22 protein-coding genes are annotated in these 22,083 nt (G+C 52.6%); 21 read left to right on the forward strand and 1 reads right to left on the reverse strand.

Annotation, left to right across the window (positions count from 1 at the left end):
- Positions 1-124 precede the first annotated feature (124 nt).
- From ACLIN2_RS09765 to cysK, 5 genes are all read left to right on the forward strand, one after another.
- Positions 125-1,177, forward strand: a complete 1,053-nt coding sequence (locus ACLIN2_RS09765; protein WP_400582470.1) for a hypothetical protein — start codon at positions 125-127, stop codon at positions 1,175-1,177.
- A gap of 164 nt (positions 1,178-1,341) precedes the next feature.
- On the forward strand, positions 1,342-1,944 hold the full coding sequence (locus ACLIN2_RS09770) for a TetR/AcrR family transcriptional regulator (protein WP_400582472.1): 603 nt from the start codon (positions 1,342-1,344) through the stop codon (positions 1,942-1,944).
- Positions 1,945-2,226: 282 nt separating this feature from the next.
- The gene (locus ACLIN2_RS09775) at positions 2,227-3,363 is read left to right on the forward strand and encodes a Gfo/Idh/MocA family protein (protein WP_411503931.1); all 1,137 of its coding nucleotides are present in this window, start codon (positions 2,227-2,229) and stop codon (positions 3,361-3,363) included.
- Between the two features lie 89 nt (positions 3,364-3,452).
- Complete coding sequence (locus ACLIN2_RS09780) at positions 3,453-4,115, forward strand: NAD(P)H-dependent oxidoreductase (protein WP_411504532.1); 663 nt, start codon at positions 3,453-3,455, stop codon at positions 4,113-4,115.
- A gap of 111 nt (positions 4,116-4,226) precedes the next feature.
- Positions 4,227-5,141 (forward strand): cysteine synthase A, encoded by a 915-nt coding sequence (gene cysK / locus ACLIN2_RS09785; protein ID WP_411503932.1) that lies wholly within the window; start codon positions 4,227-4,229, stop codon positions 5,139-5,141.
- A 120-nt stretch (positions 5,142-5,261) separates the two neighbouring features.
- On the opposite strand, the gene ACLIN2_RS09790 is transcribed toward cysK, so the two are convergent.
- A complete protein-coding gene (locus ACLIN2_RS09790) occupies positions 5,262-6,464 on the reverse strand; it encodes an amidohydrolase (RefSeq protein ID WP_092274142.1) in 1,203 nt (400 codons plus the stop codon).
- Between the two features lie 264 nt (positions 6,465-6,728).
- Here ACLIN2_RS09790 and ACLIN2_RS09795 point away from each other — a divergent pair, with 264 nt between their 5' ends.
- The 16 genes from ACLIN2_RS09795 (at position 6,729) to ACLIN2_RS09870 (ending at position 22,075) form a co-directional block, all read left to right on the forward strand.
- A complete protein-coding gene (locus ACLIN2_RS09795) occupies positions 6,729-8,708 on the forward strand; it encodes a BglG family transcription antiterminator (RefSeq protein ID WP_411503933.1) in 1,980 nt (659 codons plus the stop codon).
- The gene (locus tag ACLIN2_RS09800; protein WP_411503934.1) at positions 8,638-9,789 is read left to right on the forward strand and encodes an amidohydrolase/deacetylase family metallohydrolase; all 1,152 of its coding nucleotides are present in this window, start codon (positions 8,638-8,640) and stop codon (positions 9,787-9,789) included. Before ACLIN2_RS09795 ends, ACLIN2_RS09800 begins: the two co-directional genes overlap by 71 nt.
- The gene (locus ACLIN2_RS09805; RefSeq protein ID WP_411503935.1) at positions 9,780-10,154 is read left to right on the forward strand and encodes a hypothetical protein; all 375 of its coding nucleotides are present in this window, start codon (positions 9,780-9,782) and stop codon (positions 10,152-10,154) included. The genes ACLIN2_RS09800 and ACLIN2_RS09805 overlap by 10 nt, the downstream gene beginning before the upstream one ends.
- A gap of 30 nt (positions 10,155-10,184) precedes the next feature.
- The gene (locus tag ACLIN2_RS09810) at positions 10,185-10,547 is read left to right on the forward strand and encodes an SFCGS family glycine-rich protein (RefSeq protein WP_092274130.1); all 363 of its coding nucleotides are present in this window, start codon (positions 10,185-10,187) and stop codon (positions 10,545-10,547) included.
- Positions 10,548-10,550: 3 nt separating this feature from the next.
- Positions 10,551-10,889: a DUF4312 family protein gene (locus ACLIN2_RS09815; RefSeq protein WP_092274127.1), complete on the forward strand. Its 339-nt coding sequence runs from the start codon at positions 10,551-10,553 to the stop codon at positions 10,887-10,889.
- 21 nt (positions 10,890-10,910) lie between these two features.
- Positions 10,911-11,699, forward strand: a complete 789-nt coding sequence (locus tag ACLIN2_RS09820; protein ID WP_092274124.1) for a DUF4311 domain-containing protein — start codon at positions 10,911-10,913, stop codon at positions 11,697-11,699.
- The gene (locus ACLIN2_RS09825; protein WP_122959694.1) at positions 11,699-12,349 is read left to right on the forward strand and encodes a DUF4310 family protein; all 651 of its coding nucleotides are present in this window, start codon (positions 11,699-11,701) and stop codon (positions 12,347-12,349) included. The genes ACLIN2_RS09820 and ACLIN2_RS09825 overlap by 1 nt, the downstream gene beginning before the upstream one ends.
- A 29-nt stretch (positions 12,350-12,378) precedes the next feature.
- A complete protein-coding gene (locus ACLIN2_RS09830; protein ID WP_411503936.1) occupies positions 12,379-13,494 on the forward strand; it encodes a DgaE family pyridoxal phosphate-dependent ammonia lyase in 1,116 nt (371 codons plus the stop codon).
- A 5-nt stretch (positions 13,495-13,499) separates the two neighbouring features.
- A complete protein-coding gene (locus tag ACLIN2_RS09835) occupies positions 13,500-14,219 on the forward strand; it encodes a KDGP aldolase (protein ID WP_411503937.1) in 720 nt (239 codons plus the stop codon).
- Between the two features lie 23 nt (positions 14,220-14,242).
- Entirely contained in the window at positions 14,243-14,500 is a 258-nt protein-coding gene (locus tag ACLIN2_RS09840; RefSeq protein WP_092274113.1) for an HPr family phosphocarrier protein, read from the forward strand.
- Between the two features lie 76 nt (positions 14,501-14,576).
- The gene (locus ACLIN2_RS09845) at positions 14,577-15,905 is read left to right on the forward strand and encodes a sensor histidine kinase (protein ID WP_411503938.1); all 1,329 of its coding nucleotides are present in this window, start codon (positions 14,577-14,579) and stop codon (positions 15,903-15,905) included.
- 252 nt (positions 15,906-16,157) lie between these two features.
- Positions 16,158-18,413, forward strand: a complete 2,256-nt coding sequence (locus ACLIN2_RS09850) for an immune inhibitor A domain-containing protein (RefSeq protein ID WP_411503939.1) — start codon at positions 16,158-16,160, stop codon at positions 18,411-18,413.
- Between the two features lie 228 nt (positions 18,414-18,641).
- Positions 18,642-19,472 (forward strand): electron transfer flavoprotein subunit beta/FixA family protein, encoded by an 831-nt coding sequence (locus ACLIN2_RS09855; RefSeq protein WP_092274108.1) that lies wholly within the window; start codon positions 18,642-18,644, stop codon positions 19,470-19,472.
- On the forward strand, positions 19,469-20,500 hold the full coding sequence (locus tag ACLIN2_RS09860; RefSeq protein WP_328210507.1) for an electron transfer flavoprotein subunit alpha/FixB family protein: 1,032 nt from the start codon (positions 19,469-19,471) through the stop codon (positions 20,498-20,500). Before ACLIN2_RS09855 ends, ACLIN2_RS09860 begins: the two co-directional genes overlap by 4 nt.
- Complete coding sequence (locus tag ACLIN2_RS09865; protein WP_411503940.1) at positions 20,484-21,779, forward strand: FAD-dependent oxidoreductase; 1,296 nt, start codon at positions 20,484-20,486, stop codon at positions 21,777-21,779. Before ACLIN2_RS09860 ends, ACLIN2_RS09865 begins: the two co-directional genes overlap by 17 nt.
- On the forward strand, positions 21,779-22,075 hold the full coding sequence (locus ACLIN2_RS09870) for a ferredoxin family protein (RefSeq protein WP_092274099.1): 297 nt from the start codon (positions 21,779-21,781) through the stop codon (positions 22,073-22,075). Before ACLIN2_RS09865 ends, ACLIN2_RS09870 begins: the two co-directional genes overlap by 1 nt.
- Positions 22,076-22,083: the final 8 nt, after the last annotated feature.

Genomic DNA, 22,083 nt, shown 5'->3' on the forward strand with positions numbered 1-22,083 from the left:
CGCGATTATTGGCCTTTCGACTTATAGGGTTTCTCCCTGTCGATCATGTATGATGGTGATATGGTACCATTTGGCAAGAAAAAAGGCCGGGTGGGGGAGACAGAGGAAGGGTTGGAGTCACCGTATGCGTAACAAAAACAGGTTCGCGATCATCGTGGTCGCACTCATCGTCATCGCGGCGGCAGGCTTTGCGATCAGCCGGTTTTTTGGGGGAGTCTCGTATGCAGAAGGCTACCTGCACGAAGAAGAGAACCGCATGATCTACGCCAAAGTAACTCCTGTTCAGGAGCAGAGCCAAATAAAGGTAGAGGTCACCGACACGTATGTGGAGGAGAAAGACAGTGTTCCCGTTCTCAAGACGGCGTCCTATGTCTATAAGGGAAGCGCAGAGAACGGCAAACTGGCACTCACGTCCGCGCAGCAGCCGGCCAAGCCGGTCGAAGCGACTGTGACGGCGGACGAGCTGGTCTTCCAGGGACCTTTGGAGGAGGGAGGAGAAGCTCTACCGAAGCTGGTGGCGAGCCAGGACGTAGCCTATCAGAAGCAGCTTGCGGCCATGACTGCGCGCATTAATGAGCAGGCCGAAGTGAAGAAAAAAGAGCTGGAAGAGAAGCAGGCAAAGGAAGCGGCGCGGGTGGAGTTTGCCAAGAAGGTCGAGAAGACGGACAGGCTGGTTGCGGATCTGGTGGAGAACTCGCAGTATTTGACTGACCTGCAGTTTGCGGATGAAGCCTCGCTGTGCCAGGAACAGGTGACGGATATGCAGGGGCTTCTGGAAGAAGTCAAGCTGTACGCCGAGCAACCAGGGTTGCAACAGACCGAGTATGCGGTCATGAAAGAACATGTGAGTGCCATGGAGGTTCTCGTGGATGGCATAAAGGCGATGGATGCATCCATCAAAGACAAAAAGCAGCGCATGTCGGACATTATGAGCGTGATAGAAGCCGATCTGGCTGAAGTGAAGGCGACGTGGGAGGAGATCAAAACCAAAGGGGTGCCGAAGCCTGATGAGCGCCAAAAAGCGCAGGATAAGGCAGTGAGCACCGCTTCTGAAGCAATTACCCAAGCGAAGCAGCGTATGGCTGCCATCGACAAGCAGCAGGCATCCGCCGGGCAGAAGGCTGCGCAACTGTATAGCGAAGCCAATGCGCTCTTGACTAAGTCCAAGCCGAAATAAGACGAGGAGAACCCTTTTTTCTGCCGGTGTGGGCAGCGATCGCATATTTGACCCCTTTCTTCATAAACGGTACATTAGGAGTATAGTGATAACCGGGATGCTATACGTTATCGATGAGCAGCTCTCTGCAACAATGGATGAGGATAGGAAAGAGGGGAGTCAGCATGCAGGAACGTGGGCTGCGTAAGGATGCAGAGGAACGCCGTCAGGTAATCTTGGCAAAGGCGGCGAGACTATTCGCGGAGCACGGCGTGCAGAACGTCAGCATGCGTCAGATCGCGCGCGAGGCGGGCGTCGGCCAAGGCACGTTGTACCGAAGCTATACCAATAAAGGAGAACTGTGCTGGGATTTGATCGAGGAAAGCTGCGTCCAGAACTATGCCAGGATGAACGACTACTTGGACGAGCATAAGATGAGACATTCCCTTAAGGAACGGCTCGAAACCGTGCTGTTGTATCATCTGGAATCGCTGGAGACCCATTCTTCTGTGCTTGCTGCCATTCAGGCGAGTGGAGGGGGAGAGGATCAGGGAGGCCTTCCGTTTTATTCGGAGCATTACGAGGCCATCCACGAGGTCTTGGTCCGGCTGTTGAAGGAGCGGCAGGCGTCTCATACGTCGCGCCTTCCGGATCCCATATTCCATGCGGATGCAATTATGGCGACTTTAAGGCCAGATGTTTATATTTTCCTGCGGGAGCATCGCCAACTCTCGCCAGAGGACATCAAGCTTCGACTGTACCAGACGTTCGTCGAGCCCTTGTTTTAAACCAGTACATGCTGCGCATGAGCCAATTGCTCTGTGCGGCTTTTTTTTTTCTAACAGGCGTGTAGCTGCCTGTAAGTTCGGCTTTGCATAAAACTTTGGTTGCACTGGCGACAAACGAAATGAATACCATTTGACAAATGGACCGTAGTCCGGTTATTGTTGATTGCATAAGCGGAACGTGGTCCGATTAATGAGTGCACCGATAAAGGCTGACTTCTCGTCAAGATCGATGACCTATGGACCATGAACCGACTTATAAAAACCGTGACAGGAGAGATGATGATGAGTACAGACATTCAACATAAAATTGGAGTCGGCATAATCGGTGCCAGCCCGAATAATCCGGGATGGGCGGTAGGGGCTCATATACCCGCGATTCGGAAATTGCGTGATTACGAACTGGTAGCCGTCAGCACGAGCAATCACGAATCCGCAGTTGCGGCTGCACGCGAATTTGGCGTATCGGCATTCGATAACTACAAGGAACTGATAGAACATCCTGGTGTCGATCTCGTGGTCATCGCAGTCAAAGTACCGCACCATTACGAAATCGCTCGCGCGGCGATCGAGGCTGGTAAGATGGTTTACAGCGAATGGCCGCTCGGCATGAATACAAAAGAAGCCGAGGAATTGGCCAAGCTGGCCGAAAGTGCTGGCGTCCGTACGATTATCGGCTTGCAAGCGCGGTTTTCACCGGCCATTCGCTATGCCCGTGATCTCGTTGTAGATGGCTACGTGGGGGAGGTGTTGTCGACGGCTCTTTCCGGCACGGCGTTGATCTGGGGACCAGCCAGTCCGTCCAAATTCGATTACATTTACGACGTGAATGGCGGGGCGACGATGTTGGCTTCTGTGGGACTGCACGCCATCGACGGACTGATTTTCGTGCTAGGAGAGTATGAGTCTCTCGTAGCAAAGCTGGTGGTGCGCCATCCGGAGGTAACGCTCACGGAGACCGGGGACAAGCTGCAGGTCACTGCTCCCGATCATCTGGCCGTAGCCGGAACGCTTACAGGCGGTGCGCTTGCGACGGTACTTTACCGAAGCGGCACGTCCCGAGATGTCGATCTTCGCTGGGAGATTGTTGGCACGAAAGGCGAACTAGTCATTACAGCGGACTTCAACGGCAACATCCAAAATACGGAGCTTAAGCTGAAAGGCGGACAAGGCGAAGAGAAGTCGCTTCACGAGATCGACATTCCGGAACGCTATACGGCCATTCTCAAAGATCTTCCCGAAGGACCGGCTCGGTACAGCAACATTGCTCAAGTCTACGAGAGCCTGGCCGAGGATATCCGAGAAGGGACACGCCTGACGCCAGATTTCGCCCACGCCGTGAAGCGCCACCGCTTATACGATACGATCATGGCCGCATCCCGTACGGGGGCAGAGCAGTACGTGGACGCCTCGAACGAATGACGATCGGTCATACAGCTTCATGTAAAAAACGGTAAAAAAATTACATTCATTCCATTTGGGATGCAACGACAGGAGTGGTCAACATGGTGATGGACAAAGAGAATCGCAAGAAGGAGATACTTGACGCCTATCATTTTCGGCATGCGACGAGACAGTTCGATCCTCGAAGTAGCATTCCGGAGGATGATTTCCAATTCATTCTGGAAACGGGGAGGCTGTCGCCGAGCTCGAACGGCTTAGAGCCCTGGAAATTTCTTGTCGTCCAGAATGAGGAATTGAGGGCGGAGTTAAGAGAGCATGCTTATGGGGCGTACCGGCAACTGGATACGGCAAGCCACTTTGTCGTCGTGCTGGCTAGGAAAGGCCTCACTTACGACTCCCCTTACGTCATCAAACAACTGACCGAGGTCAAGGGAATCCCAAGAGACGTTTTTGACGGGATGGCTGACCCGTGGAAGATGTTTTTCGAAGACTTCCAATTGCAAGAAGAGAAGGCGATATTCGATTGGGCCGCAAAGCAGACATACATTGCCATGGGCAACATGATGACGGCCGCCGCGATGATCGGCATCGATTCATGTCCGATCGAAGGGTTCGCTCCTGCCGAGATCGACCGCATACTCGATCGACATGGCCTACTGGGTGGCGGCGAATTCGGCGTCAGCGCCATGATCGCGTTTGGTTATCGCGCCATCGAGCCGCGCGCAAAAACACGGCGGACGATCGATCAAGTCACCAGGTGGATTCGGTAAGCTTTAGGAATTCCTTATACCGGAAATGGGGTTTTCATATCGACTTACTTGTATTATCCTAGGGAAAAGACAGACTGATTCGAGCAGTTCGCGTCTTCCCAGGAGGTTCCTATGAGCGTCTATCAGAATATAACCGACTTGATTGGAAATACCCCTCTCGTACGCCTCAACCGCATCGTGCCGCCTGGCGCAGCGGAGGTGTACGTGAAGCTGGAAAAGTTCAATCCATCCGGCAGCGTCAAGGACAGGGCAGCCTACAACCTGATCTTGACCGCGGAGCAGGCAGGGTTGATTCAGCCAGGTGATACCATCATCGAGCCAACCAGCGGCAATACGGGTATTGGCCTTGCGATGAACGCAGCGGCGAAAGGCTACAAAGCGATTTTGGTCATGCCGGACAACATGTCCAAGGAGCGAATCAACCTGCTGAAAGCCTACGGGGCACAGGTGGTATTGACCCCAAGCGAGCTGAGAATGCCAGGAGCTATTGCCAAAGCGGAGGAGCTGAGAAAGGAAATCCCGCGCAGCTTTATCCCCCAGCAGTTTGAGAACAGGGCGAATCCCGACATCCACCGTGTCACAACGGCGAAAGAAATCTACGAGCAGATGGATGGAAAGCTCGATGCATTCGTGGCGACTGCAGGTACGGGCGGGACGATTACCGGGACAGGGGAAGCATTGCGCGAAAAGCTGCCGGAGCTGTATATCGCTGTGGTCGAACCAAAAGGATCTCCCGTTTTGTCGGGAGGAAAACCAGGTCCGCACAAGCTGGTCGGTACCAGCCCAGGCTTCGTGCCGAAAATCCTCAACACCGACATTTACGACGAGATTATTCAAATCGCGGATGAGGACGCTTTGCAGACGATGAAGGCTCTGGGTGCCAAAGAGGGAATCCTCGTCGGACCTTCCTCGGGTGCATCGGTCTTTGCTGCCATTGAGGTTGCCAAACGTCTGGGAGCGGGCAAAAAGGTCGTTTGCATTGCACCAGATACCGGTGAGCGCTACCTGAGCATGAACTTTTTCTAAAGGCCATTAGAAAACTTGGCTCGGCCAAGCCTTTACTGTCTAAGAATCTGATCCATTCTCACGGTAAAATAAAGAGGGCAGGGAGCCGAAGCTCCACTGCCCTTCTTTACTTCGCACGCACTATTTCGTGACAACCGCTTCCTGATGACGTTCCTGATAGGAGAGCAGCGCACCGATGAACAGCTGACCGGTTTGCAGCATGGAGCGCTCATCCACATCGAATTTTGGATGGTGATGCGGGTACGTCGCCTGGATGTCAGGGTTGCGTCCGCCTGTCATGAAGAAGGTAGCTGGACGTTCTTTCGCAAAGTACGAGAAGTCTTCTCCACCCATCCCCGGAGGCATCCGGTAGAAGCCTTCCTCGCCAAACAGTCGCTTCGCTTCTTCCTCGACGAAGGCCGTTTCGACCGGATCATTCCAGGTCGCTGGATAGCCGCGCTGGTATTTGATCTCGCATTTCGCACCGACAGCCTGGCAGTTTGCCTCGACGATACGGATGAGCGAGGCTTCGACCGCATCGCGCACTTGCTCATCGTAGGTACGCACGGTCCCTTTCAGGCGAACCTGGTCAGGGATGACGTTGAACGCCTCGCCGCCTCCGATGAACGAGCAGACGGAGAGCACGACTTGCTTCAGCGGATCCACTTGACGGCTGGCGACCTGCTGCAGATTCATAACGATCTGGCTGCCGAGGACGATCGGGTCGATGGAGGTATGCGGATAGGCACCGTGACCGCCTTTTCCATAGAGAACGATCTCAAATCCATCCGCAGCTGCCGTCACAAAACCGGTTCCGATTCCCACTTGTCCAAGAGGCAGATCAGAGGCGACGTGCGCACCGTACACGACATCGACGCCTTCGAGGCACCCGGCTTCTACCATGGCTTTCGCACCGCCAGGAGGAAGCTCTTCGGCAAACTGATGCAGGAAGACGACGTTTCCTGGCAGCTCGTCCCGGAATTCGCTGAGGACTTGAGCGACGCCCAGCAGCCCTGCAGTATGAATGTCATGGCCGCAGGCGTGCATTACGCCAGGAATGCGAGACTTGTATTCTACTTCTTTTTCATCCTGGATGGGCAGGGCGTCAAAATCGGCACGCAGCGCAACTGTTTTTCCTGGCTTACCGCCACGCAGCAGCCCCACAACACCCATGCCGCCTACACCGGTTTTTACTTCGATGCCAAAGGACTCTAGCTTGGCCGCTACTTTTCTCGCTGTGTTTTCCTCTTGAAAAGAAAGCTCCGGGTACATGTGCAGATCACGTCTGAATTGGACGAGCTCCGGATAAATCTCCTGCAATCGGGCAAAAAGCTTTTCACGCACGCTACCCACTCCTTTGTCTGAAAGGGATTTATGTAACCAATCTCTATCATTATAGAAATATTCAGAAACCATTGGCAATCCCTATTTTCTGCGCGATCCATCTATGAAAATGGCAAAGGGGAGAGATTGCTGTCGAATGAAACTGATAATTACAAAAATTGCACGATTGATGGGGAAAGGAATCGTTCTTTACCGCTGCGAAAGCGTTTTCTATAATGAGTCTCAAGCAAGGACAGGATGCATTTGGACGGAAAGGAGAACGGAATGGTCTTTTTAACAGCACGCTCCCACGCGTTACTGAAAGTCATACTCGACAGCTCCTATCCGCTGAAAATCAAGGATATCGCTCGCGATTTTCAGGTAAGTGAACGAACCGTCAAATACGATCTGGAGAACGTCAGACAATGGCTAAAAGAGCGAAATGTCACTCTCCATTCCCAACCGAATAAAGGGCTGTGGATCAGCGAGGATCAAGAGCGAAGAGGGACTTTGCGCGAGATGCTGCAGGGAGAGGAGAGCAAAACCCTCATCCTGCATCAAAAAGATCGCGTAAAGCTGTTGACCTTTATCCTGCTTCTGGCGGAAGGGTATTTGCGGATGAACGATCTGGCTGATCACATGGCGGTCAGCAGAAACACGGTCGCGCTTGATATCAAGGAAGCGGAGAAGCTGCTCGACGGGTGGCGCCTGGAACTGGTAACGAAGCAGCGCTACGGGATACGAGTGGACGGCAGTGAGCGGCAAAAGAGGTTTGCCCTTGAAAGTCTTATCCATGATTTGCTGGATGGAGCAGATATGTACCGAATCGTGCAAGGCTTATTGCCGGAGCATGGACCGGATACCTGGACTGGCACCTTATTGGAGAAATGGTTGATCAGCCGAGAGGAGCTCGGAACAATCATCGGAAGCATCAAAGCGTGGATGAATGCTGCCGAACAGAGCCTGCCAGACCGAACGCTGATCAGCCTGCTTATTCGCCTGTGCATCTTGGTCCATCGCGTACAGCGAGGCCAGCTGGTGCTGGAGGACGATGCCGAGACAGACGAAGTGCAGCAGTGGCAGGGCTACGATCGATTTTCCAGTGAAGTCATGGCCTTGTGTCATCGCCTGGCTGTCCACATACCGAAGCAAGAGCTTGCCTACGCGTGCTTGCCTTTGCTTGAGATGCCCTTCCGGCGTACGGTACTGGACGTATATCAGGCGGGGAAAGAGCTGACTCATGCCGTCAGCAGCCGGATGCAAGCTCCGTTGTACGATGATCAGGAGCTGGGCAGACTGCTGTTCGCCCATCTGGACGACAGTCTGAACCGCTATCGCCAGGGTGTGCTTTTTGCCAATCCGCTCTCGGATGAGATTCGACGGACGTACTCCCGCATGTTTGATGCTGTGAAACGCTCGTGTGAAGAAGTGTTTTGGCATCGCGGAGTCTATTTGCTCGATGCAGATATCGCCTACCTCGTGCTTCATTTTCAGGCAGGCTACGATCGGTGGCTCGAACAGAAAAAAGCGGATGCGCTCGTGGTTTGCGGGACAGGACGCGGCTCCTCGCGATTTTTGAAAGCGTACTTGGAAAACGAGCTGCGCTCCCTGCGAGTCGTAGGGCTTTGTTCCAGCACAGAAGTGGATAAGTACCTAGCGAGCCGTCGAGTGGATGTCATCATCAGTGTGCTTCCGGTAAAGGCAGAGGTTCCAGTTGTCGTCGTCAGCCCATTGCCGACTCGCCAGGACATCAGCCAAATCCAGCGGTGTCTGGAGAGACTGCTTCCGGAAATGGCCGACAAGCCAAAGGCGGCACCCATTAGACAAGATGCCTGGATTCCCAGTCTCGTTTCCGATCTGAACCCCAAAGATTTGCCTGTGGTGGAAAGACTGTCCCAGGATGTCATCTGCAAGGGCTACGAGATCAGCCACCGTATCGTGGAAGCTTTTCGGGACTATTTGACCGAGCAGACGGCAAGCGGGCTTACCCTGCACCTGCTGCTCATGGTCAATCGACTTGTCTTTGGCTCTCCGTATCAGGAGGAATGGGAATCTGTGGGTGATGCCGAGTCGAGTGAATGGAAGCGCTGGCGTGAGCAGCTAAATGAGCTCCTGGCAGAGGCGGACCTTCATGTCCCTCCGAGCGAAGTGACAGCCATTCTGCGCTATTTTTCAGGAAAGGGGACTTCAGAGAGTGAAAGTGGATCTGCTGGTACAGGGTGGGCGAGTCATCGATCCCTCCCAGAGCCTGAACGGGCTTTATGATCTTGCTATACGGGAAGGCAGAGTTGTGGGCTTGTATGAAAAGCAGCAGGCAGGGGAAAAACAGCCCCTTCCCTACCCAATCGAAGCAAACGAGACAATCAACGCGGAAGGCTGCCTGATCACGCCTGGTCTGATCGACCTTCATGCGCATGTGTTCCCGACTCAAACCTTCCTCGGTGTGGAAGCTGATCGGGTAGGAGTGGAGCAAGGAGTCACTACAGTCGTCGACGCAGGGAGCACAGGGATATGGGCCTTTGATGCTTTTCTTGAAGAAGCGGTACGTCCTTCTGTCACGCGAATTCTCGCATTTCTGAATATATCCGGTGACGGCTTGTGCAAAGGGGGAGGAGAGCTAGGGGATATGTCCCGCCTGACTCCACGCGAGGCTGCCGCGCTCATCCGCGAGCAGCCGCTCCTTCGGGGAATCAAGGCCCGCATGAGCAGCTCGGTAGTCAAGCAAAATGGGATTCGACCCTTGCATATAGCCAAGGAGGCGGCGAGGGAAGCCGGTGTTCCCATGATGGTTCATATTGGCAACGCTCCACCCAGGCTGGCGGAAGTTCTGGCATTGCTGGATCGAGGGGATGTGGTTACACATGCTTTTCACGGAAAAGCGGGAGGGATATTTGACGAGGGTGGTGAGCTGATAGCAGAGGCGCAGGATGCACTGGATCGCGGTGTTTTGCTCGACATCGGGCATGGGGAGTCCAGCTTCAGCTTTCGCACATTACGTCTCGCGCAGGCAAAAGGAGTCGCCCCTCATGTGATCAGCACAGACGTGCATCGGCGAAATTTGGATGGTCCCGTGCATAGCCTGACGCATACGCTCACCAAATTTCTCGCAAATGGCTATCCGCTCGAAGCGATCGTCGCCGCATGCACCAGCGCACCAGCGCGCATCCTCGGAATGGAAAACGAGATCGGGACACTGAAGCCAGGAGCCAGCGCAGACGTTACTATTCTGCAGCTGCGAAAAGAGCCGACACTTTTAACGGATTGTGAAAAGGAAACCATAGAGACAAGTGAACGACTGGTAGCTCATCAAGTGATTACTTCAGGAAAGGTACTGACATGCAAATGATGGATGACATCCTCAAAGAGTTGACAGAATCAAAATCAGAAAATATATCTGAAATTTCTGAATGTAAGGCGATTCTTCAAAGGATCGAAGGGGAAACCCGGCGCGTGGGCATTGACATTCCAAAAGACAGGTGGCTAGCCATCGGCGCTCATGTTCTCGGGTTTGTACGCCGCATGAAAAACAAGGAAAGGCTGCCCGTAATTGAAGCGGAGCTGTTTGCAGAAATCCATCCGGACATGGTCGCGCTCTCACGCCGGGTGCTGACATTTGAGGGCGAAGCCTGGCAAGTGGATGAAACAGAAGCCTTTTTGCTTGCTGTACATTTTGAGGCCATTCGCGTCATGCAGACAGATCCATCGCAGTGAAAACGGGTAGGAAAGAAAGGGTGTCTACACATGTCCAAAGTAAAGATCGTGATCGGGGATCGTCTGGGAAAAGGGCAAAACATTGCCAGAGGTATTGAAGCCGCTGGCGGGACGGCCATCATCATACCAGGTGTTGGAGCAGATATGAAGGTAGGGGACGTGATGGTACGGGAGGGAGCAGACCTCGGGCTGTCGTTTTGCGGGAGCGGAGGGGCAGGAGCGCTCACAGCCAAGACCAAGTACGGCTTTCCTGTCGAGTACGGACTGCGTTCAATCGACGCGGGTATCACCGCCTTGCGCAGCGGTAAAAAAGTGATTGGATTTGGCTTTATGGACACCGAGGAGCTGGGCAGGCGCATGGTGGAAGAATTCGTCAAGCTGGGAGGGAGGTAGGGCATGTATAAGGAAACGACGCAGACCTTGCGATTATCCGGAAGCGCCGATACGAAAGAAGGGGCCTTCAACAAGATATTTTCCCAGATCAAGCACGTGGTGGCGAGACAGACAAACGATTTGGTCGTGCGGATCGAACCGATTGGTCTAGAGGTGATTTCGGCCACGGAGACCGTTCGCCAGGAGCGGCTGTTCGGCTTGTTCTTCCCACGGAAACGGACGCGCTATGACATCACAGTCGATATGCAGGTGAGGCTCGGCGTCGTGCAGGTAGAAAACATTTCGTTTCATCAGCAGACCGAGCAGACTGCAGATGCCTGGCAGCTCGTTCGTCAGCGATAGAAACAAACAGGGGGAAGGTTCATGGTAACTTTGATGATCATTTTGAAGTCCATCGTCATCGGAGCGTTGGTCGGCTTCGGTGTTGGGGCAGGGGCGGCGAGGATGTTTCATGCGCCCAATGTCCAGGGGATGGGGGCGTTCCGGACATTCGGTGAGCTTAATGCGTGTGCGGGCGATCCGATATCCCACTTTTCGTTCGGACTGGGCTTTTTGTTCAACTCCTGGGCATCCGTCGTTGGTGCCGGTGCATTGACACAGGATGTGGACCATCGTGTCATTCCGAACTGGGCGGCGGCAATCCTGCTGTGGAAAAACAAGAATGTCGAAGAGACTTTGCACAATCCAAAGCGGATGGCGATCGCAGGAGCGGCTGTAGGGGTAGTTGTGGTGACTCTCCTGAATTCCACGGCGACGGCGATTCCCGAATCGATGCAGCTCGTGGCGACAAAAGTGCTGGTGCCAGCCGCGAACTGGCTGATCAATCCGATCATGCCGATCGTATTCTGGATGGCGGCTATGGATGCGGGCAAGCGGACAGGGATATGGGGAACTGTCCTGGGCGGTATGTCGCATCTGGTCATGGGCAACGCTGTTCCGGGGATCGTTTTGGGGATCTTGATCGGAAAAGGCTTGGACGACAGCGGCTGGAACAAAATCACGAAGACGATGCTGGTTGCCGTGATCCTGCTGTTTGTACTGAGCGGTTTCTTCCGTGCCTTTGATGTCGCCCTACTGAAGAGCATGCATGTAGAAATTCCTGACTGGCTGGTACAGCTTCACGAAACGTTTGGATCGGCGGTGAAAAAGTAATGGGTGAACTTACAGCAAAAGGATTTTGGTATTCCGAATGGGCGTTTCCTCTCTTTGTCGCGTGCTTGGCTTCAGGAATTTTTGCCGGTACTCATCTCTACTACGTGTATCATATCGGGGCTTTCAATGATATCGCGATCGTCGCGATGCTGGAAGCAGGGATCAAGGGAGGAGGATACGGCGCAGCTGCTGCGTTCGGAGCAAGCTTCCTGTTCGCGCGAATTTTAGAGGGGCCGTTGGTCGGGATTCTTGACATCGGGGGCTCCCTGCAGACGGGGATCGGGATCGGCGTTCCTGCCCTTATGCTGGGTGCAGGCTTTACGGCTCCCCTGACTTCCTTCCCATTGGCGTTGGTGACAGGGGCATTGCTCGGCTTCGTCATTGGTTCCATCATCATTTTGATTCGCAAGTATACGATCAATGCGGCCAACTCCACATTTGGTGCGGATGTCATGATGGGAGCGGGAAATGCTGCGGGACGTTATCTGGGACCTCTGATCGTGATTTCGGCGATCATGGCTTCCATTCCCGTAGGACTGGGTGCCACGGCGGGAGCGGCGATTTTCTACTATTACAATAAACCGATTGCGGGTGGAGCGATTATCGGTGCGATGATCCTCGGCGCGATTTTCCCCATACCGACACAATGAGTACGATCAACGGGAAGGATGGACACCGAATGGGCATTTATCAAAAGCTGGGACTAAAGCAGGTGATCAATGCGAGCGGGAAGATGACGGCGCTGGGTGCAAGTGCCGTCGCTCCTTCTGTCGCACAAGCGATGGGCGATGCCGCCATGGATTACGTAGAAATGAGTGAGCTGATGCTCGCGGCTGGCCAGCACATCGCAGCGGCTACTGGGGCGGAGGATGGTTGTCCGACCTCGGGGGCAGCGGCGGGTATCGCCATCAGTGTAGCAGCGGTGATCACGGGCACGCATTTGAGCTTGATCGAAAAACTGCCTTGCTCGGAAGGCTTGAAAAACAAGATCGTGATCCAAAAAGGACACGCCGTCCATTTCGGTGCGCCGGTTCAGCAAATGATTGCACTGGGCGGTGGCAGAGCAGTGGAAGCTGGAAGTGCCAATCATGTTGAGGAAGCTCATCTGCGCGAGGCCATCGATGAACAGACGGCAGCACTGCTCTACGTCAAGTCCCATCATGCCATCCAAAAGGGGATGCAATCGCTCGAGACGATGATCCGGATAGGCCGCGAGCAAGGGATACCTGTCATTGTCGACGCTGCAGCGGAGGAGGATCTGCGACATTATCTAGCCAAGGGAGCGGATCTGGTCATTTACAGTGGAGGAAAGGCGGTCGGCGGGCCGACCTCTGGATTTATTGCAGGTCGAGCGCCTTTGATTGCAGCCTGCCGCGCTCAGTATAAAGGGATTGGCCGGGCAATGAAGGTCGGGAAAGAGGCGATCGTAGGCCTACTGACAGCTTTGCAGCAATACGACCCGGAGAATCAGGACGCATCATGGCAGCGCACACGGGTAGAGTGGCTGGCAGGGGAGCTGGGCAGCATCGCTGGCGTGACAGCAAACATCGTCCAGGACGAAGCAGGCAGAGCTATCTACCGCGTGCAGGTACGCATGGACGAACAAGTGACGGGGAGGACAGCACAGGAGCTGGTTCGCTTGCTGGAGCAGGGCGACCCGGCCATATTCACGCGCAACCACGCTATTAATACAGACGTGTTCGCCTTTGATCCTCGGCCGTTTCATGCAGGGCAGGAGAAAATCATTGCCGCTCGGATGAAAGAGCTGCTGGAAAAACGAAAAGAAGGAGAGTAGTCCGCGTGCGCACAACAAACATACGCTTGAATGTACTGGCAAAGGATGTAGAAAACGCAATGCAGATCAATACCTTGGCAAAGGGCCGCGTGTTGATCGGAGTGATGGTCAAAGGATTTGCCACCGTCGAAGCGGCCGTTCGAGCCGTCCAGCAATACCAGCAAGAGGGGATACCCGTTTCAGTAGGATTAGGAGCGGGCGATCCAGCACAATGGAAAAAAGTAGCGCAGGTGGCAATCCAAACAAGGCCCGATCATGTCAACCAGATCTTTCCCGCAGCAGGCTATACGCTGGGCGCCTTGCAGGCAATCGGCAACAGCCATACGCTTGTGAATGCATTGATCACCCCAAGCAACCAGGCAGGAAAAGTGCAAGTGACTACGGGGCCTGTAAGTGAAAAGGTGGGGGAAGTGCTCTCCTGCGAGGCAGCTGCGGCCATGCTGGCGGAAATCGGGGTGCATTCGGTCAAATTTTATCCGGTAAACGGAATGGAGAAGCTGGATGAGATCAAAGCAATGGCGAGAGCTGCCGTCCGTTTCGGAATTCCCGTTTTTGAACCGACAGGGGGAATCGATGCCACCTCGATCCGTCCGATTGTCGAGGTCTGCTTGGAAGCAGGCGTCCAGCAGGTCATCCCTCATATCTACACCTCGATCGTGGATAAAACAACAGGTCTGACCCGGCTTGAGCAGGTAGAAGAGCTGCTGGCTGCCGTAGACAAATAATGATCAAGTAAGGAGTGATTCAAGTGAATGAAAGACAGGTGACCGTTCAGCTGTCGCAAGGATTGCATGCTCGCCCTGCTACATTGTTTGTGAAGCTGGCGGCTTCCTTTTCCAGTGAAATCGGAGTAAAAAAAGAAGACAAGCACGTAAATGGGAAAAGCATCATCGGAGTCATGTCACTGGCGGTCGCAAAGGGGCATACGGTCACCTTGACGGCAGAAGGCGCAGATGCAAGGCTGGCTTTGGATGCACTGGAGCAGGTGTTGATTTCCGAGGCCTAACTGGACATTTCCTTTTCCGATAGACTAGAATGGAAACCGTGCCGACTACAAAAAGAAAGGCAATGGTTTCAAGGACATGGTTACTTCCTATTTGAAAAACTATCGGATTCTGCTCATCATGCTCATCTCGGCTGTACTTTTCTTCGTAATGACATGTGTGAGTATCGCCGCTTCTTACTTCAATACGATTCAATCCGTCCGCCTTTCGATTGCCAACCAGAGCATGAAGGCGGCTTCTTTTGTCGCGAGCCAGCTGGATACGCGGGCCTACCAAGCCTTTCTCGAGAACCCGGTAAAAGAAAATCCGGCATATAAGCAGCTGGAGAAAGAGCTGGCAAAGGCGAGAGAGCAGTTTGGAGCGCTATTTTTATACATCTCAAAGATTGATGCGGATCAGCAAGGGGGGCGTGTCATGATTGCTTCCCTTCCTCCAGACTTGGATTACACGATGCAAATCGGAGAGCCCTGCTATATTAACGCAGAGCAAATCCAGATGATCGTGAGCGGTCAAACTTACTACTCCGATGTTATTTCGGATCCAATACACGGCAAATACCTATCGGCAGGGGCACCTCTCTTGGGGGAAAGCGGCCAGCTTCTAGGAATTGTAGGGGTGGATATGGATGTGCTGTCTGTTGATGGAATCGGCAGCGATGTAGTCCGAAGAAGCGTCCCCCTCTTCCTCTTCCAAGGACTGTTTGTCGCTGTGCTCGTATTCGTCATTCTTGGGCTGCAGCGTTGGTATCAGCAGGAACTGAAAGCGGCTGTTGGGGATGCAGAGAGGACATATCAAGACGAGCTGCGCTCCGTGATCTCCTCGATCCGTTCTGTCCGTCACGATTTCATCAACCATATCCAGGTATTGTACGGACTGATTGAGTTTGGTTACTTTGACAAAGCGCGTGAATACGTCAAGTCCTTGTTACAGGAGACCAAGCTGCTGGATATTTCCGTTCGCATCAGCAACCCGGCGCTCATGATTCTGTTTCACACCAAATGGGAGCAGGCGAAATCGCGAAATATCGTGATGCAATTTGCGGAATGCCCGGATCAATTTGACGAGATCCCCTCGATTGACCTGATCAAATTGATGTCCAACCTGATCGATAATGCGCTGGATGCAGCAGCATCCGGCCAAGGGGAAAAGTGGATTCGAGTCGCCTGCAAGCATGTAGAGGGGGAGTATCGATTTGAGATCGAGAATTCTGGCCCCGAAATACTGCGAGAACAAATGGACAAGCTTTTCGACTTTGGGTATTCGACGAAGCACTCCGTCGGAGGAAGGGCGCGTGGAGCGGGTCTGTGTATTGTGCAGTCGGTGGTGAAGAAGCACGGTGGTAGGATTGAGGCCGTGTCAAGCGAGGGTGTGACAAAATTCACGGTGCATTTGCCGCTTCGTTTATGATGCTACCATCATGAATATGCTAGTTCGATCGGATGGATATTTCGAGCTTTTACGACTTTTTTCGAGGGAATCAAGCTAGGACTTTCGGTGGGTTTCCTTTTTGTGGAATAAACTCTTTTGATCAAACATGATATATTTGTCGAATAATTAAAATTGGTAAAAAACAGTCTGCGTGTCATAATTGACTTGTGTCGGAACTGGGGGGTAATCGGTTTTCCGGCCAATCACGAGAGATAGAAGAGGGTGAACGCAGTGAAGAGTGGCAAGAAGTTTTTATCCATCTTATTTTCTTCTTCCTTGGTTTTCAGCAGCTTTGTAGCGTTTCCGGCAGTAGGTATGGCCAAGTCAAAGGACAAGCCCCCGCTTGAAATGGACTTGGCAACGGTCAACATGGATAAGTTGATTCAAGCGTTGGTGGAGCAAGGGGAGATCGACGAGGACGCAGATCCAGAGGAAATCGACAAGGCGGTCGAGAAGTTTCTGCGCAGCAAAAAAGTTCCACATGGGATCGATGAGTCCAGCTCCTTCGGAAAAAAAGCGAGCAAGTCTCAGCTGGCAGCCGTTTCAAAAGCAGTCAATAAAGTTACCAAGGTGAAGGATGACAATCAAGTACGAGCTTCCAGAGGGGTACATACGGATAATCTAGTAATTGCACTCGTAGAGTTCTCTGACCTGGAACATAACAGTTTGGAGAAGAAGAGCGACACCTTGTGGACAAAGGATTTCAACCCAGAGCATTACGAGAAGATGCTCTTTGACCGCAAAGGCTATGAAACACCTGAAGGCACGAAAATGACGACAATGGCGAAATACTATTACGAACAGTCCGGAAATACCTGGACAGTTGATGGAGTCGTAACGCCATGGCTTACTGCAGAGAATGACAAGGAATACTACGGTGCCAATGACAAGAACGGTAACGATGCGCGCCCTCGCGAACTGGTGATTGAGACGCTGGAATCAGTAGGGGATGCAATCGCTGGACATGAAGACGATTACGACCAGCGTGATCCATACGATTTGGACGAAGATGGCGATCTGATGGAACCGGACGGCATGCTGGACAACCTGATGCTCGTTCACTCCGGGATCGGGGAAGAAACCTTGGAAGATGAGGATGCTATTTGGTCCCATCGCTGGACGTTGGAAGAGCCAATTAAAATTCCTGGTACTGACTTGAAAGCGTATGATTATATGATTCAGCCCGAAAATGGAGCACCAGGTGTTTTCGCGCATGAATATGGCCACAATTTGGGACTGCCAGACCTTTACGACACGTCTCGAGCTGGCCTTGATTCTCCGGTAGGGGTATGGTCATTGATGTCTTCTGGCAGCCATACAGGCGAAGTGTTCCAAACCCAGCCAACCGGCTTCGATCCTTGGTCCAAATTAATGCTGCAGGAGATGTACGGCGACAGATGGATTCAACCGGAAGTTCTTAACTACCAGGATCTTAAGAAGCGCAGTAAAACTTTGTCGCTCATCGATGGAAGCAGTATTGACAAAGGTGGAAAAGTGATCAAGCTGAACATGCCACAGGTTGAGAAGCTGCCACCCATCCAGCCGAAAGATGGAGACTATTCCTATTTTTCTGATGAAGGGGATAACCTGAACACAAAAATGACGTCTGAAGTCATTGACTTGACAGGGGCAAGCGATGCTTCCATGAGTTTTGATTCCTGGAGATCGATTGAAACGGGCTATGACTACCTCTATGTGAACGTTATTGACGCTGACACAGGTGAGAGCGAAAGAATCGAGTCATACGACGACGAAACCAAGGGTTGGGATAAAGAAGAAATCAGCCTGAAAGATTTCGTCGGTAAAAAGATTCAGGTCGAATTCAATTACGTAACAGACGGCGGTTTGGCAATGTCCGGCTTCTATCTGGACAACTTTGAAGTCGAAGCAGACGGAGAGGTTGTGTTCGCTGACGATGCGGAAGGCGACAAGAAGTTTGACTTGGATGGCTTCCTCCAATTCGATGGAAAAGGCAAAATGTACGATGCCTATTACTTGGTGGAGCTACGCTCCCATGAAGGAGTAGATATCGGCCTGAAGTACTTCCGTCGCAACGATACGTTCATGACGTATGATCCAGGTATGGTTATCTGGTACTACGATGGCCGTTATGGAAAAACGCAAGATAACAATACGAGCAACCATCCAGGCTACGGTATGCTGGGCGTAGTTGATTCCCATCAAAAACTCCACTATTGGAATAACGATGAGGGAAATAAAGATGCAATCGCAGAATCCCGTTACCAATTGAACGATGCGGCATTCAGCCCAGAGAAAACATCTCCTGTGAATCTGGATTACAAGCTCGGTACGATGGATTACAAGTCGGAAAAAGGCGTTACCGAATTTAAAGACAGCAATGACTATTCGATGCCAAAGGCGCCGGAAATAGGGAAAATCTTGCCGGAGATCGGTCTGCAAATCAAGCTGTTGAGCGTGAGCAAGAAGTTTACGAATGCTCGTGTGCAGTTCTCGATCAAAAAATAAGAATAGGCGTGATCGTCATAGAAAGAGGATGCATACCCAGAATGAGGGTATCGTGTCCTCTTTTTTCATTCTCTTGTTCGTGCCTTCGATTGCCCGTGTAACTGGTCTAAGCCTCCCTATTCTGAAATAGGTTATAACAATGAACGACAAGCTGCCCGTAGCTTCGCGCGCGAAGGAGACAACCAGTGGTACAAGTATACGCGGCTGGGCAGCAAGGAGGGATAGAACATGCTGCACATCGTCGCTTGTATTAAGCAAGTGCCGGATACGAAAATCATCAAGATGAATCCCAAGACCAACACGATGGATCGGGCGAGCGCACCTGCGATCCTCAACCCCTATGACGCTCATGCGGTTGAAGAGGCGGTAAGGCTGAAGCAGCGTTATGGCGGTGTCGTTTCGGTCGTTACGATGGGGCCGCCACCAGCAGTCAAGGCTATTCGGAAATGCATCGAAATCGGCGCGGATGCCGGGTATCTGGTGACAGACAGGGCTTTTGCTGGAGCAGATACGCTGGCGACGAGCTACGCCATTACCAAGGCAATTGAGAAGATTTCGGAAACGCAGCCCGTAGACTTGGTGATTTGTGGAAAAATGACCATCGATGGCGATACCGGGCAGGTAGGTCCAGGCATTGCGAGAAGGCTCGACATTCCCCCGTTGACGAGTGTCAAAAAGGTAGTGGAAGTAAACAAAGCAGAAGGCTACTGCATTGTTCACCGCAAATTAGAGGATGGCTACGAAGTGATCCAATCCTCGCTGCCCTGCCTGTTCTCTGTAGAAAAGGAGATCAATGAGGTGCCGTATTCACCTTTGCCCAACATGCTGCGGGCAGCGCGTTACGATCCTGTCATTTGGGCTGTGAACGACTTGGGGGATATCGATCGCACCCTGCTAGGACTGAAAGGCTCGCCAACCATCGTAGCCAAGGTATGGCCGCCCGAAAAGCCAAAAGGCGGCGAGATGCTGGAAGGAACAGCCCAAGAACAGGTTTCGCGGCTCATGGAGATTTTACAGGAGAAACAACGGTTGTTCCGGGTTAAGGAGGGGCAGGCATGAATATCGAGGAATATAGCGGCATCTGGGTGTACTTGGAGGTGAATGACGGTAAGATCGCGCCGGTTTCCTTGGAGCTTTTGGGTGCTGGACGCCAAATGGCAGACAAAAGGGGAGTGCCGCTCGCAGGTCTTTTGATCGGAGAGAAGGTGAAGGAGCTGGCAAAAACGGTCTTTCCGTATGGGGCAGACCAGGTTTATGTATACGACGACCCGATCTTTCACGATTATCGAACGGAGTCTTACATGCGTGCAGTCATCGAGTGTGTGAACAAACACAAGCCTGAAATCATTCTGTACGGGGCGACCTCCACGGGAAAAGATCTGGCGAGCGCGGTAGCCACGGATCTGGAGACTGGACTGACAGCGGATACGACGATGCTCGATGTGAACGCAGAAACGGGCCTTCTGGAAGCGAGCCGTCCGGCATTTGGCGGCAATATCATGGCGACGATCTTGTGCAAAAAGCATCGACCGCAAATGGCAACCGTCCGGCCCAAGGTCATGAAAGCGCTGGAGCCGAACGCGGATCGAACGGGAGAAGTCATCGAAGAAACGATTACCCTGCGTGAGGAAGACATTCGCACAAAAGTACTCAAGATCGTGCGCGAAACGAAAGAAAAGGTCCGACTGGACGAAGCCGACGTGATTGTCGCAGGCGGGAAAGGCATGGGAAGCAAAGAGGGCTTTGCGCTAATTCACCGCTTTGCCGAAAAGATCGGGGCGACGGTCGGGGCAAGCCGGGATGCCGTTGAGGCTGGCTGGATTGATCACGAGCATCAGGTCGGGCAAACGGGTGTGACGGTCACCCCCAAAGTATATTTCGCGATCGGCATTTCAGGGGCGATTCAACATCTGGTCGGAATGCGCAATTCCGGTCTGATTATCGCCATCAACAAAGACCCCAATGCGCTTATTTTTCAATCGTGCCACTACGGTATCGTTGGTGATGCCTTTGAAATCGTGCCGATATTAATGGAAGCGTTTCAAAAGGAGCCGGACAAGGAGGTTCAATATGGCGGAAAAGTTTGATGTCATTGTGGTGGGAGCAGGTCCGGCGGGAACGGCTTGTGCATATACACTGGCGAAAAAAGGCGTGAATGTCCTGTTGATGGAGCGGGGGGAGTATCCCGGCTCCAAAAACGTGATGGGCGGCGTCCTGTATCGGAAAACCATGGAGGACATCATACCTGGGTTCTACAAGGAAGCGCCTGTGGAGCGGCCGATCGTGGAGCAGCGCTTCATGATGCTGGACAAAGAATCCGCTCTTAATTTCAGCTACAAAGGGATGGAATGGGCACAGGAGCCGTACAACAACTTCACTGTGCTGCGGGCGAAATTTGATCAGTGGTTTGCCGACAAGGCCGTGCAGGAGGGAGCGCTGCTGCTCAATGAGACGGTGGCACTCGATTGTATCGTAGAAAACGGAAAGGTCGTCGGAATCCGAACAGACCGCCCCGATGGGGATGTGTACGCGGATGTCATTGTCCTTGCAGACGGTGTCAATTCGCTGCTTGCCAAATCGCTGGGCTTCCATAAAGAGTTCCGTCCGGATGAGGTTGCGCTGGCCGTCATGGAGGTTCTCAAGCTGGATCGGAAAATTATCGAGGACCGCTTCAATCTGGAAGGGGATCATGGCTGTACCATTGAAATTTTTGGGGACTCGACGAAGGGAATTCTCGGGACGGCCTGGCTGTATACGAACAAAGACAGCTTGAACATCGGGGTAGGCACGATGCTCTCCGGTCTGATCAAGAACAAGATCAAACCGTATGAGCTGCTGGATTATGTCAAAAACCACCCGATGATTCGACCATATATACAAGGAAGTGAACAGCAGGAATACTTGGCTCACTTGATCCCAGAGGGAGGCTACCGCTCGATGCCAAAGGTTGTCGGAAACGGGGTCATCGTTGTGGGAGACGCGGCTCAGCTGGTCAATGCGATCCACCGGGAAGGCTCCAATATGGCCATGGCTTCCGGAGTGATGGCTGCTGAAACCATCATGCAAGCGCGCGAAGCCGGCGATTTTTCAGAGCGAATGCTCGATTCCTATCGGACAAATCTTTTGAACAGCTTTGTCGGCCAGGATCTAAAAAAATACAAGGATGCTACTCATCACTTTGAGAAGTTCCCGCAGTATTTTGAACAGTACATTCCGATGATGAACAAGGCAGCGAGCCAGATGTTTACCATAGACGGCACTTCAAAATGGACCAAGCAGAAGAAGATCTGGAGCGAACTTGGGACAGCCAAGGATAAATGGAAAATGGCTCGCGATCTGATGAATGCATGGAGGGTGATGAAGTGATGGCGAACATACCCAAAGGCCAGTCGATCGAAGAGAAGCAGTATTTGGTTCGGTTTAAGGCTGATACTCAGTCTCATCTCCACGTGCTGAGTGCAGATGTCTGTGCTACCCAATGCCCGGATAAGCTTTGTACAATCTTTTGCCCAGCGGAAGTCTACAAATGGGAAGAGGTGCGGATGCATGTGGGATACGAAGGGTGCCACGAATGCGGAAGCTGCCGGATCGGTTGTCCCTATGAAAACATCAAGTGGGAATACCCAAAAGGTGGTCACGGAATCATTTTCAGACTCGGTTAATAGGCGGG

This window comes from Brevibacillus centrosporus (assembly GCF_046622605.1).
Lineage (GTDB): Bacteria > Bacillota > Bacilli > Brevibacillales > Brevibacillaceae > Brevibacillus > Brevibacillus centrosporus.